The following is a 13,131-nucleotide window of genomic DNA, read 5'->3' on the forward strand; positions in this document are numbered from 1 at the left end:
ACCCGCACCACCTCTTCATCCCCTGGGGGGACCTGTCCTTATGGGCGCTTCACTCCGCGCGCTGCGCGCGCTCGTCCTGCTCGCCGGCTTCTACCTGCTCGGCGTCGTCCTGCTCGCCGTCCTCGGCCTCCTGGCCTGGGCCAACGGCACCTGGCTGCACGGCGCCGTCGCCGGCAAGATCCTCATCGTCTGCGTGGTCCTCGCGATCCCGATCGTGCGCGGCATGTTCATGCTCCGCACCCCCAAGTCCGAGCCGCTGCCCGGAATCCCCGTCACCGAGGCGCAGGAACCCGCCCTGTGGCAGGCCGTCCGGGACATCGCCGCCCAGGTCGGCACCCGCGCCCCCGACGAGATCCTGCTGATCGACGAGGTCAACGCGGCCGTCGCCGAGGACGCCCGGATGCTGGGCCTGCTGCCCGGCACCCGCCGCCTCTACCTCGGCCTGCCCCTGATGAGCGGTCTGGACGAGATGCAGCTGCGCGCCGTCCTCGCCCACGAGATGGGCCACTACGCCAACCTCGACACCCGCCTCACCCCGCTGATCGCCCGCGGCCGCGCCCAGCTGATCCGCACCATCGGCCACTTCAACGACCGGGCCGACAAGAAGGTGGCCAAGGAGCGCGCCCGGCAGGAGAAGCAGGCCGAGAAGCGCATCGCCAAGGGCAAGAAGGCCAAGGAGGTCGACACCAGCGGCGACGGCATCACCTACCGCGCCATGGCCGGGATCTACACCGCCTACGCCAAGTTCTACATGCGCGCCACCCTCACGGCCTCCCGCCGCCAGGAGCTCGCCGCCGACCTGGCCGCCGTCCGCGTCGCGGGCCGCGACTCCACCGCCTCCGCGCTGCGCGAACTCAACGCCCTCGGCTCCGCCCACTCCTTCTACATGGGCTCCTACGCCACCCTCGGCGTGAACGCCGGCCTGCTGCCCCTGCCAGGCCAGGTCTTCGGCGGGTTCCGCCACCTCCTCGACGCCCGCTCCGAGGAGCTCGACGAGCTGCGCACCGAGCTCTCCGACGAGCCCGCCTCCCCGTACGACTCCCACCCCGCGCTCGCCGAGCGCGTGGCCCGTATCGAGGCCCTCCCCGACGACGGCCGCACCGGCCAGGCCACCCGCCCGTCGCTGGAGCTGCTGTCCGACGCGGACGCGGCCATGGCCGCTCTGGAGCCCCTCGTCCTGACCCCGGAGGCCCTCGCGCTCAAGCGGCTGGACTGGGCGGACCTGGTCCACGAGAGCATGACCCGCTACGTCGGCCAGGGCTCGCAGGACATCCGCGAGGCCGTCGCCGCCGAGGGCGCGGGCGACGGCCTGGCCTCGCTGCTGGACGCGATCGAAGCCGACCCGCAGCTGCGCTGGCGGCTCGCCGAGCGCCTCCCGAAGTCCGAGCAGGCCGCCGCCGCGACCGGCCGCGCCGCCCGCGAGTTCGCCCGCCCGGCCGTCCGGCGGGCCCTGAACCAGCTCGTCACCACCGAGCTCACCGCCCGCGGCACCGCCCGCTGGCAGCTGTCCTGGTCCGACTCGGCCGAACTGCGCTACCCGGCCGGGGACTTCGAGGACCGTCTGGAGGCCGCCCTGGACGCGGCCGTCGCCGACCCGTGCGACACCGAACCGCTGCGGAAGCTGGTGCTCGCCCCGTGATCGTCCTCCTCGTCCTCGCCACCCTGCTCCTCGCGGGCGCCCTCTACGTCGCCCGCGGCTTCTACGTGATCCGCAAGGCCAGGAAGCTGACCGAGAAGATCGAAGGCCTCGAAGCCGCCGGAGCGGAACTGCGCGCCCGCACCGAAGGCCTCAAGGCCGAAGCGAAGGCCGACGAGGCGGAGCGGGTCGTCGCCCTCGGCTTCGTACCGGAGGACCGGCTCGACACCGACCACCCCGCGCCCGTCCCGGCCGAACGGACCGCCGCCCTGGCCGCCGTACGGGCCGGGGACTGGGAGGCGGGCGCCGCCCACCTCGAAGCCGCCGGAACCGACTGGGAGGAGCGCTGGCACCGCGTCCGCGCCCTCGCCGAGGCCGCCGTCGAGGACGACGCCTGGTTGCTGGCCTGGCGCGCCGCCCGCCCGCAGGACCCGTCCGCCGCCACCGTCCACGCCGACAACGCCGTCCTCGTCGCGTGGGAGGTCCGGGGGTCGGCCTGGGCCCGCCACACCTCCGCGGAACAGTTCGACGTCTTCCACGACCTGCTGCGCGGCGCCCAGAAGGCCGTCCACGCGGCCCAGGAACTCGCCGACCCGGCCGACCCGGTCCCGTACATGGTGGAGCAGGCCGTCGCGCTCGGCCTGATGTACCCGCACGAGCGGTACGAGCGGCTGTGGACCGAGATCGTCTCGCGCGACCCGAAGGGCCTGAGCGCCCACACCAACGCCATGCAGTACTGGGCGCGCAAGTGGCGCGGCTCGCACGAGCGCTCCCTCGCCTTCGCCCGCGACGCCGCCGCCGCGGCGGCGCCCGGCGACCTGCTGTCGCTGCTGCCGCTGATCGCGTACGTGGAGCAGGAGACGTACGAGGACGACCTGAAGGCGGAGGACTTCTACCCCCGGCCGGAGATCCGCACGGCCGTCGACGAGGCCCTCGCCGACCTCGCGGCGGCCGACCCGGCCGACCCGCGGGCGGTCCAGCTGCGCCACGTGCTGGCCTACCTGCTGTTCTGGCAGGACCGGGACGCGGAGGCCGTCGAACAGTTCCGGCACGTCGACGGCCACATCGGCGCGATGCCCTGGTACTACGCGGGGAACCCGAAGGAGCGCTACCTGTACGCACGGAACTGGGCGGTCCGCGTCACCGAGCTGGAGGACTGACCCGCCGCGCGGGGGGCGGGGGGCGGGGCGGGGAATCCCGGCCCGCCCCCCGCCGTTGTCAGGACTACAAGGAGGGAATCCATGTTCTCGTACCGCCGCACGCCCGAGCTGCCCACCCGCGAGGAGGCCCTGAAGGGCCGCCCGCAGCCGCAGTTCTCCCTGCCCGAGCGCCACACCGTCCTCGGCAACCCCCTGACCGGTCCGTACCCCGCGCACCTGGAAGTGGCCGACTTCGGCCTCGGGTGTTTCTGGGGCGCGGAGCGCAAGTTCTGGCAGACCCCCGGGGTGTGGACCACCCTGGCCGGCTACCAGGGCGGCTTCACCGAGAACCCGTCCTACGAGGAGGTCTGCTCCGGCCTGACCGGGCACACCGAGGTCGTCCGCGTGGTCTTCGACCCCGCGCTCGTCTCCTACGAGACCCTCCTCAAGCTGTTCTGGGAGTCCCACGACCCCACCCAGGGCTTCCGCCAGGGCAACGACGTCGGCACCCAGTACCGCTCGGCGGTCTACACCCACTCCCCCGCCCAGCAGGCCACGGCCGAGGCCTCCCGCGCCGCCTACCAGCGCGTCCTGACCGCCTCGGGGCACGGCGAGATCACCACCGCCGTCCTCCCCGCGTCGGAGCGCCCCTTCTGGCCCGCGGAACCGGACCACCAGCAGTACCTCGACAAGAACCCGGGCGGCTACTGCGGCATCGGCGGCACGGGCGTCTCCTGCCCGATCGGCGTCGCCGCCGCCCCCGGAGAGTGACCGGCGGGCCGGCGGCCGGCCCGCTCCCCGACCCGGCGCACGAGCACCTGACCCGGCTCTGGCAGGCCCACAAGCCCGCCGGGCCGGTCCTGCCGTGGGAGCTGAAGAGGGTCTACGGGGAGCGCTGGGTGCGGTTCCACAGCCTGCCGGAGTCGAAGCGCTACGCGGAGGACGAGGCCGAGTACGCGGTCCTCCTCGACCGGTACAACACCGTCCTCGACGAGCTCTTCGCGGGCGGCGAGGCGTACGTGGTGACCACCGACTGGGCCGACCCGGCCGAGCCGACGCAGTGGTCGGCCCACCGCGCCGCCCTCCACCCGGAGGGCACGCTGTGGACCACCCTGGACGACACCGAAGACGCCGACGACCCCACACGCTGGTACTTCTACGCCGACCGCCGCCCCTGGCGGCGCGGCTGCATCGACCCGCTGCTCCGCGCCGTCGCGGACGACACCCTGCCCGGGGTCTTCGTGACCGACCCCGGGCTCACCCGCATCCACCACCCGTACGACGGCGGCGCGGACGTCGTCCTGCCCACCCCCGGGGAACGCGACCGGATGCGGGCCCGGCACACCGCCTGGCTGTCCGCCCACTCCTCGGGGTACTGACGGAGGGGCTCAGACCACCGTGACGTGGGCGCGGGCCCACGAGGTGTGGTCGAAGGCGGAACTGCCGTTGGCATCCTCCACCACGAGGTGGAGCAGGCGGACGCCGGTGACGTCGAGGTCGATGGACGCGGGTCCGCCGGCGGCCGTCAGGGTCGCGGTGGTGTGCAGGGTGCGGCCGTCCGCGCGGACCACGGCGCGGGTGGCGCCGGCGGACGACTGCTGCTTCGAGAAGTCGTCGATGCCGACCAGGGCCGTGAAGCGGGCCGCGCGGCCGCCCAGGTGGTAGACGACCTCCGACGGGGCGTGCACGCCGAGGCCCTTGGCGTACGTCACGCCGCCGAAGGCGATCGGGGTGCCGTCGCCCGCCTCCTTGCGGCCGTTGGAGCGGTCCCGTTCGACGGGGCCCCAGCCGTTGGCGGCGGAGACCCAGGGCAGGTCGCTGAGGTAGGAGTCCCGGGCGGGCGGGGCCGGGAGCGGGGTGAACCGTGCGGGCGCGGTGAAACGGAACGCGGAGGTCGTGGCGGACGCCGTGACCTCGCCCGGCGCCGCCGCGGGGGACGTCACCTTCCACACCGTCGTCAGGGACGCGCCCGGGGCCAGGGAGGCCGCCGACACCGGACCGGCCGGGGTCGCCGTCCAGCCCGCCGGGACGGCGAGCTCCACCCGGACGTCCGGCCAGGCCCTGGCGGTGCCGTTCGCGAGCCGGGTCGTCACGTTCACCCCGTCCGCGGTCGCCGTGAGCCCCCAGGCCCGGCGCGGGTAGGTCTCCGACCAGGACGCGCGCAGCAGCGCCGTCAGCGAGGCGACCGTCGCCGGGTTCGCCGCCGCCACGTCACGCTGCTCGCCGAGGTCGGCGCTCAGGTCGTACAGCTCGAACTGCCACTGCGCGTCCGGGGCGTTGCGGTCCCGTGCGGGGGCGAACCGTACGCCCTTCCAGCGGTCCTTGCGGATCGCCTCGGCGACCCGCTTGGCCCGGCCGCCGTCCTGGGCGTTGGCCCGGGAGGTGACGCCCTGCTCGTCCCGGTACCAGTACAGGTGGGAGTGGAGCGGGGCCAGCGCGGCGGCCCCGGCGAGGACGGGGGCGGCGGAGAGGCCGTCGATGTCGGAGGGGGCGGGGGCGCCCGCCAGGTCGGCGAGGGTCGGCAGGACGTCGTAGAGCGGGGTGGGGCGGGCGCTGGTGGTGCCCGCGGCGATCCGGCCGGGGGCCCAGGCGATCAGCGGGACCCGTACGCCGCCCTCGTAGAGGTTGCGCTTGTAGCCGCGCAGCGGACCGTTGGCGTCGAACAGGTCGGGGTCCACCCCGCCCTCCTCGTGGGGGCCGTTGTCGGAGGCGACCAGGACCACCGTGCGGTCGGCGATCCCGCGCGCCCGGAGCCGGTCGACGACCGCGCCGACCTGCGCGTCGAGGAGGCTGACCTGCGCCGCGTGCGCCTTGTTCGACTGGCTCCAGGGCTTCGACGCGTACGCGGTGGTGTCCGGGACCTCGCTGGGCGCGTGCGGCAGGTTCGGGGTGAGGAAGAGCAGGAAGGGGTCCGGTCCGGACGCGTGCTCGTCGATGAAGGCGAGGGCGCGTTCGGCGATCGCCCCGGGGGCGAAAGTGCCCGCCGGCACTGTCTCCTTGGCGCCGTTGTGCCACAGGTAGGAGGGGTAGTACTGGTGGGCGTGGCTGTGGTCGATGTACCCGTAGAACTCCTCGAAGCCGCGCGCCGACGGATGGCTCGGCTGGTCCGCGGCCTCCGGGCCGAAGCCCCACTTCCCGAACAGGCCCGTACGGTAGCCGCGCGCCCGGAGCACTTCCGCGAAGGTGGTGTCCCCGGCGCCGAGGCCGACCTGGCCGCCGCTGCCCGGGTTGGCGCGGACCGGCGCGTGCCCGGTGTGCAGGCCGGTCAGCAGGGCCGCCCGGGAGGGGGCGCAGACGGCGGCGGCCGCGTAGGCGTCGGTGAACTTAAGCCCTTCGGCGGCGAGTTGGGCGATGCGCGGGGTGGTGATCAGCTTCTGGCCGTACGGGGCGAGGTCGCCGTAGCCGAGGTCGTCGGCCAGGATCACCACGAGGTGGGGCGCCGAGCCCGCCGCGGCCCCGGCGCTCTCCGCGGCGGACGCCGGTGCGGACGCGGGCAGTTGGGGCAGGGCGGCCAGCCCGACGGCGGCCGCGGATCCGGCGAGGAAGTGGCGGCGGCTGGGCATGGTGAACTCCTTGGCTGCGACGGGGCGGTGAGGAGATCATCGGCAGCCGGGCCGCGCGAAGACCATGCACGGGGCGTGAAGAACGTGTGACGCGGCGGGCCGGGCCCGCTTGACCTTGCCCCTGGTGTCAGGGTTGTTGCCTGGCTCCATGAACACCACGCACACCACGCACACCACCCGCGCCCCGCACTCCACCACGGCCGCCACTGAGGGCGCCGCCGGCACCGACGCCACCCGCCGGCGGGTCGTCCTCGTCACCGGCGGCGGCACCGGCATCGGCCGCGCCACCGCCCGGGCCTTCGCCGCGGACGGCCACCGGGTGGTCGTCGTCGGCCGGCGCCCCGGGCCCCTTGCCGACACCGCCGCCGGACACCCCGGGATCCACCCCCTGACGGGGGACGTGGCCGCGCCGGGCGGGCCGGAGCGGCTCGTACGGGAGGTCCTGGACTCCCACGGGCGCCTGGACGTGCTCGTGAACAACGCGGGGATCGTGCGCAGCGGCCCCCTGGACGGCCTCGCGGAGGGAGCCGTCACCGACCAGCTGGGCACCAACCTCGTCGCGCCCGTCCTGCTCACCCGGGCCGCGCTGCCCGCCCTGGAGGCCGCCGGGGCCGGGGTCGTCGTCAACGTCACCACCGCCGTCGGGCAGCGGGGCTGGCCCGGGAACTCGGTCTACGCCGCGACCAAGGCGGCCCTCGACAGCCTCACCCGCAGCTGGGCGGTGGAGCTCGCCCCGCGCGGCGTCCGGGTCGTCGCGGTCGCTCCGGGCGCCGTGGAGACGCCGATCGCCGCGCACCAGGGGCTGAGCGCGGAGCGGGCCGCCCGGGTACGGGCCTGGCAGGTGGCGCGCACTCCGCTGGGGCGGGTGGGACGGCCGGAGGAGGTCGCCTGGGCGGTGTGCCGGCTCGCCGATCCGGCGGCCTCGTTCGTGACGGGCGTCGTGCTCCCGGTCGACGGGGGCGCGTTGCCCGCCTGAGACGATGGGTCCGTGCTCATCGGGGAACTCGCCGCGGCGACGGGGACCAGCGCCCGCGCCCTGCGCCACTACGAGCAGGCCGGGCTGATCTCGTCGGAGCGGGCCGCGAACGGCTACCGCGTCTACGGGGCCACGGCCGTCGTACGGGTCCGCAACATCCGCACCCTGCTCGACGCGGGGCTCACCCTCGCCGACGTGGAGGTGTTCCTGCCCTGCCTGGACGGGGACGTGGCCGCCGGGCCGCCCTCCCCGAAGGGGCTGGCGGTGGCCCGGGAGCGGCTCGCCGTCCTGGAGGCCCGGATCGCCGCGCAGACGGCCGCGCGCGACCGGCTCCGCAGGGCTCTGGGAGCGCTCTGAGGGCGGCCCGCCGGCCCCTGGACCCGCAGGACCGCCCCCGGTCACCCCGTCGGGGTCAGATCGTCGCCGCGTCGATCACGAAGCGGTAGCGGACGTCGCTGGACAGGACCCGCTCGTAGGCCTCGTTGATCTGGTCGGCGCCGATCAGCTCGATCTCCGCGCCCAGCCCGTGCTCGGCGCAGAAGTCGAGCATCTCCTGGGTCTCGGGGATGCCGCCGATCATCGACCCGGCGAGGGTCTTGCGGCCGCCGATGACGGAGAACAGGTTCAGCTCGACCGGCTCCTCCGGCGCGCCGACGTTCACCAGCGCTCCGTCGACCTTCAGCAGGGCGAGGTAGCGGTCGAGGCCGAGCGGCGCGGAGACCGTGGACACGATGAGGTCGAAGGTGCCGGCGAGCTCCTCGAAGGTGCTCGGGTCGCTGGTCGCGTAGTAGTGGGAGGCGCCCAGCTTCAGGCCGTCCTCCTTCTTGCGCAGGCTCTGCGACAGGACGGTGACCTCGGCGCCGAGGGCGGAAGCGATCTTCACGCCCATGTGGCCGAGCCCGCCGAGGCCGACGATCGCGACCTTCTTGCCGGGGCCGGCCTGCCAGTGCCGCAGCGGGGAGTAGAGGGTGATGCCGGCGCACAGCAGCGGCGCGGCGACGTCGAGGGAGAGGCCGTCGGGGATGCGGAGGGTGTAGTTCTCGTCGACGACGATGTGGCTGGAGTAGCCGCCGTACGTGGGCGCGCCGTCCTTGTCGAGGGCGTTGTAGGTGCCGGTCATGCCCTTGACGCAGTACTGCTCCTGGCCGCGCAGGCAGTACTCGCACTCCCGGCAGGAGTCCACGAAACAGCCCACGCCCACCCGGTCGCCGACGGCGAACTTCGTCACGCCCGCACCGGTCTCGGTGACGATCCCGGCGATCTCGTGGCCCGGGACCATCGGGAAGATGCCCTCGCCCCAGCCGTCGCGGGCCTGGTGGATGTCGGAGTGGCAGATGCCGGAGTACTTGATGTCGATGAGGACGTCGTGTTCGCCGACCGGGCGGCGCGGAACGGTGACGCGCTCCAGCGGGGCCTTGGCGGCGGGGGCGGCGTAGGCGGGTACCTGGGTGACGGACATGGGGGTGATCTCCTCTGACGAGGACGCCGGCGGTGACGTCGCACGGTGGGCGACGCCGGGGGTCCGGCATCCGGTGCTGCGGTACTTCCACCTTGCCCCGGTCCGCGCGGCCCACCCAGACCCCTGCTGTGCCTAGGACTGCCGGACCTACCCTTGGCGGGGTCAGGATGACCCCCGCAGCGCGCACCCCGCACGGGGATACTGGTGGTATGGACCAGCTTGATCAGCGAGCCGAACTGGGCGAGTTCCTGCGCACCCGCCGGGCCCGGCTGCGCCCCGAGGACGTGGGCCTGCCCGACTACGGGCGCCACCGCCGGGTCCCGGGGCTGCGCCGCGAGGAGCTGGCGCAGCTGGCCGGGGTGTCGGTGGCGTACTACACGCGCCTGGAGCAGGGCCACGGCCACAACGTGTCGGCGGAGGTCCTGGACTCCATCGCGCGGGCGCTGCGGCTGGACGCCACGGAGTCGGCGCACCTGACGCACCTGGCGAGCCCCCGCACCCGCGGCCGCAGCCGGTCCCGGCGCCCGCAGCGGGTCCGCCCGGAGCTGCGCGGCCTGATGGAGGCGATGGAGGGCGTACCGGCGTACCTGGTGGGGCGGCGGCAGGACGTCATCGGCTGGAACCGGCTCGGGGCGGCCGTCTTCGGGGACTTCGGGGCGCTGCCGGCGGCGGAGCGGAACCTGGTGCGGATGGTGTTCCTGGACCCGGCGACGGCCGAGCTGTACGCGGAGTGGGAGTGCCGGGCCTGCGAGGTCGTCAGCAACCTGCGCATGTACGCGGGCCAGTTCCCCGACGACGAGCAGCTGTCGGTGCTGGTCGGGGAACTGTCCGTGAAGAGCGAGGAGTTCCGCAGGCTGTGGGCGGCGCACACGGTGGCGGACAAGAAGACGCACGGGGTGAAGCGGCTGCGCCACCCGGTGGTGGGCGAGCTGGTGCTGCCCTTCGAGACGCTGGCGCTGCCCGACGACCCGGCGCAATTCCTGGTGACCTACCACGCCGTGCCGGGCTCCCCCTCGGCGGACGCCCTGCGGCTGCTGTCGTCCTGGTCGGCGCCGGCCCCGACGGAGGCGCCGGCCGCCCGCGCGGAAGAGCCGGCCTGAGGCGCGGGCGCACCACCCGTCGTCCCCGGTCCGACGTCGTCCGCGGCCCGTCGTCCCGGGTCCGCCCTCTCCGGTCCGTCGTCCCGGGTCAGAGCTGGAGCTGGAAGATCGCCGCGCCGCGCTCGCGCCGGTAGCCGAGGGCCTCGTTCACGGCGAGCATCGGTCCGTTCCCGTCGGCGACGGTCGTACCGATCCGGCGCAGCCCGGGGTGCCGTGCCGCGACTTCCGCCCGCATGCGGAGCTTGACCGCGCGGCCCAGGCCGCGGCCCCGGTGGCCCGGTACGACGACGGTGTCGTACTGGAGGGCGCGCGGCCCGTCCGGGTCCGGGAGGACCAGCGCGGTGTAGGCGGCGATCTCCCCGGCGGGGGTGACGGCCGCGACCATCAGCATCTTGCCGCCGCGGTCCAGGACGAGCCGCTGTGCGGCGTGCACCCGCTCCGGGGTCCAGGCCGTGAACCGTTCGTCGGAATCCCCGCTGGGGGCCTCCTCCATCGCCCCGTGGGCCACGGCGGCGGCCGGGGCCCAGGCGTCGGGGACCAGGCCCGACCAGGTGAGGAGCTCGTACCCGGCGACGTCCGGGGCCTCCGCTTCCGTCGCCTCCGCGAGTTCCTGGACGTACCAGGCCATCGGGAGGACGTTCTCGAAGCCGAGGGACTCCAGGAAGGCCTGCCCGGGGCCGCCGAGGTCGGCTCCGGTGGACACGGAGGTCCGGCCGTCGGCGATCAGCTCGGCGCGGACCCGCTCCCACAGGGCGGTGCCGACGCCGCGGCGGCGGGCGTCGGGGCGGACCGTCAGCTCGTCGAGGAAGGCGGTGTGGGTGTTGCCCTCCTCCGTGAACAGCAGCAGGGCGGCGTGGCCCTCGCCGTCGGCCTCCGCGCAGTGGAGGAACCGGCCGCGGGCCGGCGGTACGCGCAGCCGCCCGGCGGCCTCCAGCCGGGTGGGGGCGGGTACGCCGGGCAGTGCGGCGGCGTCGGCTGCGTGGGCGGCGACCTGCACCGCCCACCACGTGTCCACGTCTTCGTCGGTCGGGGGCACGGCCAGCACGTCGATCTTCGTCATGTTCCCGACCTTAGGCCGTGCCGTCACGGTCCCGCCCGCCCGGCCCCGAACGCGCGGACGGCGGGGAGCCCTTGCCGGGCTCCCCGCCGTCCGGGGTTCAGCTGGTGGTGGCGCGGGCCGTCAGGAGGCCGAGCCGGCCTTCCACTCCGCCCAGTCCATGTTCCAGCCGTTGAGGCCGTTGTCCGGCTTGATGGTCTTGTCCGGGGAGTTCACCACGGTGACCACGTCGCCGATCAGCGAGTTGTCGAAGAACCACGCGCCGGGCTGGTTCGGGTCGTTGGCGCCCTTGGCGTCGTTCAGACCGACACAGCCGTGGCTGGTGTTGCTCTTGCCGAAGATCGAGTCCGATCCCCAGTAGTTGCCGTGGATGAAGGTTCCGGAGGTGGACAGCCGCATCGCGTGCGGGACGTCCTTGATGTCGTACTCGCCCTTGCCGTCGTTGCCCTTGAAGCCGACGGTGGCACCGTCCATCCGGGTCTCCTTGAACTTCTCGGAGATCACCATCTGGCCGTTGTACGTGGGGTTCTCCGGGGAACCGGCCGAGATCGGGATGGTCTTGAGGACCGCGCCGTCGCGGGAGACCGTCATCGTCTTCGCCTTCACGTCGACGGTGGAGACCTGGCTCCGGCCGATCTTGAAGGTGACGGTCTTGTTCTGCACGCCCTGGATGCCGGGCGCGCCCTGCACGCCCTGGAGCGCGAGCTTCAGGGTGACCGTGGAGTTCGCCTGCCAGTACTTCTCCGGGCGGAAGTCCAGGCGCTGGTTGCCGAACCAGTGGCCGACGACCTCCTGGCCGCTGCTGGAGCTGACCGAGATCGCCGCCTGGACCGCCTTCTGGTCCTTGATCGGCTTGTTGAAGGTGATCGAGACCGGCATGCCCACGCCGACCGTCTGGCCCTCGTCCGGGACGAACGAGCCGACGAAGCTGTTCTCCGGGGAGAGGGTGGTGAACGAGGCGTTCTCGTGCGCCTCGCGCCCGGCCTCGTCCTTCGCGGTCGCCGCCAGGGCGTACTTCGTGGAGCGCTTGAGCGCTCCGTCCGGCTTCCAGCTCTTCCCGTCGGCGGCTATCTTGCCCGCCACGACGGCGCCCTCGGAGCTCTTCAGCTCGACCTGGGTCAGCTTGCCGTCGCTGACGGTGACGTTCGCCGCGTCGGTCAGACCTATGTTGGTGGAACCGTCCTTGGGCGTGATGGCTATCTTCGCCTTGGAGGCGTCCTTGGCCGCCGCCGCGTCGACATCCGCCTGCGCCTTGCCCGTCTCCGCGCTGCCCTGAGGCTTCTCGCTACCCCCGTCGTTGCAGGCCGAGAGCATCAGTACGCCACCGAGCACGGCGGATACGGCCACCAGGGACCTTCTCCGCCGCATGCTGTACGTCCTCACACGTCACTCCATCGTTGCCGGAAACCCCGAGGCTGCATTCCCGGGATTGGGCCGGGCAGGGGGCATGACCCCCTGCTCGTCCTGACAACGCGTTAACGACGCGGTTCGGTTCCACACTCCGTTCGAATGTGTGCAACCCCACGGTCAGGCGTTGTCCGCCTCTTCCTCGAAGTCACCATCTTCCTCGTCGAGGTCCCACTCCAAGGACTCGGGGTCGTATTCGACGGGTTCGCTGCTCCAGGAGGCCTGCGCCAGCTCGACTCCGGGCAGCTCCGCGACCAGGTCGGTGGGGTCCACCAGGTAGGCCAGCGCCTCCGATTCGTCCTGCCGGACGGCGGTTTCGGCGTGGCCGCGCTCCTCGTCCGGCATGAACTCGTCGGCCTTGATGTGCCCGAGCGCCGCCCCGATCAGCGCCTCGGAGTCGGACACCTCAAGTACCAAATCAACTCGAAGTCGTACAAATCGTGATGTCTCAGAAGGGTTCATACGACGGAGAGTAAGCCCGCGACAGCCTCGACTTTCCCACGACCCGCCCCTTTCACTAGCATCTGCGCACACGGCCAATTCGCTGCTTCCGCAAGGGGGATCGCCCCGTGTCCGCACGTCGACCGCTGCTCACCGCTCTCGGAGCGACCACCCTCCTCGCCGCCCTGTGGTTCGTCCCGTCGGCGAACGCCACCGCTCCGGGGCACCACCCGTCGGGGGGCGCCCGGGCCCCCCCCCCCCCCCCCCCCCCCCCCCCGGCCCCGGGGGCCCCCCCCCCCCCCCCCCCGCCCCCCCCCCCCCCCCCCCCCCCCCCCCCCCCCCCCCCCCCCCCC

General features: G+C 73.7%; 12 protein-coding genes. 7 read left to right on the forward strand and 5 right to left on the reverse strand.

Annotation, left to right across the window (positions count from 1 at the left end):
- The first annotated feature begins 40 nt into the window (after window positions 1-40).
- The 4 genes from ABZZ17_RS30075 (at window position 41) to ABZZ17_RS30090 (ending at window position 4,154) form a co-directional block, all read left to right on the forward strand.
- A complete protein-coding gene (locus ABZZ17_RS30075; protein WP_356880594.1) occupies window positions 41-1,639 on the forward strand; it encodes a M48 family metallopeptidase in 1,599 nt (532 codons plus the stop codon).
- Window positions 1,636-2,796 (forward strand): hypothetical protein, encoded by a 1,161-nt coding sequence (locus ABZZ17_RS30080; protein WP_356880596.1) that lies wholly within the window; start codon window positions 1,636-1,638, stop codon window positions 2,794-2,796. The genes ABZZ17_RS30075 and ABZZ17_RS30080 overlap by 4 nt, the downstream gene beginning before the upstream one ends.
- An 81-nt stretch (window positions 2,797-2,877) precedes the next feature.
- The gene (gene msrA, locus ABZZ17_RS30085; protein WP_356880598.1) at window positions 2,878-3,546 is read left to right on the forward strand and encodes a peptide-methionine (S)-S-oxide reductase MsrA; all 669 of its coding nucleotides are present in this window, start codon (window positions 2,878-2,880) and stop codon (window positions 3,544-3,546) included.
- Window positions 3,543-4,154: a hypothetical protein gene (locus ABZZ17_RS30090; protein WP_356880600.1), complete on the forward strand. Its 612-nt coding sequence runs from the start codon at window positions 3,543-3,545 to the stop codon at window positions 4,152-4,154. The genes msrA and ABZZ17_RS30090 overlap by 4 nt, the downstream gene beginning before the upstream one ends.
- A gap of 9 nt (window positions 4,155-4,163) precedes the next feature.
- Here ABZZ17_RS30090 and ABZZ17_RS30095 read toward each other — a convergent pair whose 3' ends face one another.
- Window positions 4,164-6,338, reverse strand: a complete 2,175-nt coding sequence (locus tag ABZZ17_RS30095) for a sulfatase-like hydrolase/transferase (protein ID WP_356880602.1) — start codon at window positions 6,336-6,338, stop codon at window positions 4,164-4,166.
- A gap of 148 nt (window positions 6,339-6,486) precedes the next feature.
- Here ABZZ17_RS30095 and ABZZ17_RS30100 point away from each other — a divergent pair, with 148 nt between their 5' ends.
- Window positions 6,487-7,314, forward strand: a complete 828-nt coding sequence (locus tag ABZZ17_RS30100) for an SDR family oxidoreductase (RefSeq protein WP_356880604.1) — start codon at window positions 6,487-6,489, stop codon at window positions 7,312-7,314.
- Window positions 7,315-7,326: 12 nt separating this feature from the next.
- On the forward strand, window positions 7,327-7,671 hold the full coding sequence (locus ABZZ17_RS30105; RefSeq protein ID WP_356880606.1) for a MerR family transcriptional regulator: 345 nt from the start codon (window positions 7,327-7,329) through the stop codon (window positions 7,669-7,671).
- Window positions 7,672-7,726: 55 nt separating this feature from the next.
- On the opposite strand, the gene ABZZ17_RS30110 is transcribed toward ABZZ17_RS30105, so the two are convergent.
- The gene (locus tag ABZZ17_RS30110; RefSeq protein WP_356880608.1) at window positions 7,727-8,773 is read right to left on the reverse strand and encodes an NAD(P)-dependent alcohol dehydrogenase; all 1,047 of its coding nucleotides are present in this window, start codon (window positions 8,771-8,773) and stop codon (window positions 7,727-7,729) included.
- Window positions 8,774-8,982: 209 nt separating this feature from the next.
- Here ABZZ17_RS30110 and ABZZ17_RS30115 point away from each other — a divergent pair, with 209 nt between their 5' ends.
- Complete coding sequence (locus ABZZ17_RS30115) at window positions 8,983-9,873, forward strand: helix-turn-helix transcriptional regulator (protein ID WP_356880610.1); 891 nt, start codon at window positions 8,983-8,985, stop codon at window positions 9,871-9,873.
- Between the two features lie 88 nt (window positions 9,874-9,961).
- Here the strand turns inward: ABZZ17_RS30115 and ABZZ17_RS30120 are convergent, their stop codons facing one another.
- The 3 genes from ABZZ17_RS30120 to ABZZ17_RS30130 all read right to left on the reverse strand — a co-directional run bounded on the left by ABZZ17_RS30120 (window position 9,962) and on the right by ABZZ17_RS30130 (window position 12,742).
- Complete coding sequence (locus tag ABZZ17_RS30120) at window positions 9,962-10,933, reverse strand: GNAT family N-acetyltransferase (RefSeq protein WP_356880612.1); 972 nt, start codon at window positions 10,931-10,933, stop codon at window positions 9,962-9,964.
- A gap of 120 nt (window positions 10,934-11,053) precedes the next feature.
- Entirely contained in the window at window positions 11,054-12,298 is a 1,245-nt protein-coding gene (locus ABZZ17_RS30125) for an Ig-like domain-containing protein (protein WP_356880618.1), read from the reverse strand.
- Between the two features lie 159 nt (window positions 12,299-12,457).
- A complete protein-coding gene (locus ABZZ17_RS30130; RefSeq protein ID WP_356880614.1) occupies window positions 12,458-12,742 on the reverse strand; it encodes a hypothetical protein in 285 nt (94 codons plus the stop codon).
- Between the last annotated feature and the right edge of the window lie 389 nt (window positions 12,743-13,131).

The organism is Streptomyces sp. NPDC006512, from assembly GCF_040611935.1.
In the GTDB taxonomy this organism is placed as follows: domain Bacteria; phylum Actinomycetota; class Actinomycetes; order Streptomycetales; family Streptomycetaceae; genus Streptomyces.

Excerpts from the sequence above, each read along its gene's own strand:
- ABZZ17_RS30125 (WP_356880618.1), bottom strand. The coding sequence starts at position 12,298 with ATGCGGCGGAGAAGGTCCCTGGTGGCCGTATCCGCCGTGCTCGGTGGC.
- ABZZ17_RS30120 (WP_356880612.1), bottom strand. The coding sequence starts at position 10,933 with ATGACGAAGATCGACGTGCTGGCCGTGCCCCCGACCGACGAAGACGTG.
- msrA (WP_356880598.1), top strand. The coding sequence starts at position 2,878 with ATGTTCTCGTACCGCCGCACGCCCGAGCTGCCCACCCGCGAGGAGGCC.
- ABZZ17_RS30100 (WP_356880604.1), top strand. The coding sequence starts at position 6,487 with ATGAACACCACGCACACCACGCACACCACCCGCGCCCCGCACTCCACC.
- ABZZ17_RS30075 (WP_356880594.1), top strand. The coding sequence starts at position 41 with ATGGGCGCTTCACTCCGCGCGCTGCGCGCGCTCGTCCTGCTCGCCGGC.
- ABZZ17_RS30095 (WP_356880602.1), bottom strand. The coding sequence starts at position 6,338 with ATGCCCAGCCGCCGCCACTTCCTCGCCGGATCCGCGGCCGCCGTCGGG.
- ABZZ17_RS30110 (WP_356880608.1), bottom strand. The coding sequence starts at position 8,773 with ATGTCCGTCACCCAGGTACCCGCCTACGCCGCCCCCGCCGCCAAGGCC.
- ABZZ17_RS30115 (WP_356880610.1), top strand. The coding sequence starts at position 8,983 with ATGGACCAGCTTGATCAGCGAGCCGAACTGGGCGAGTTCCTGCGCACC.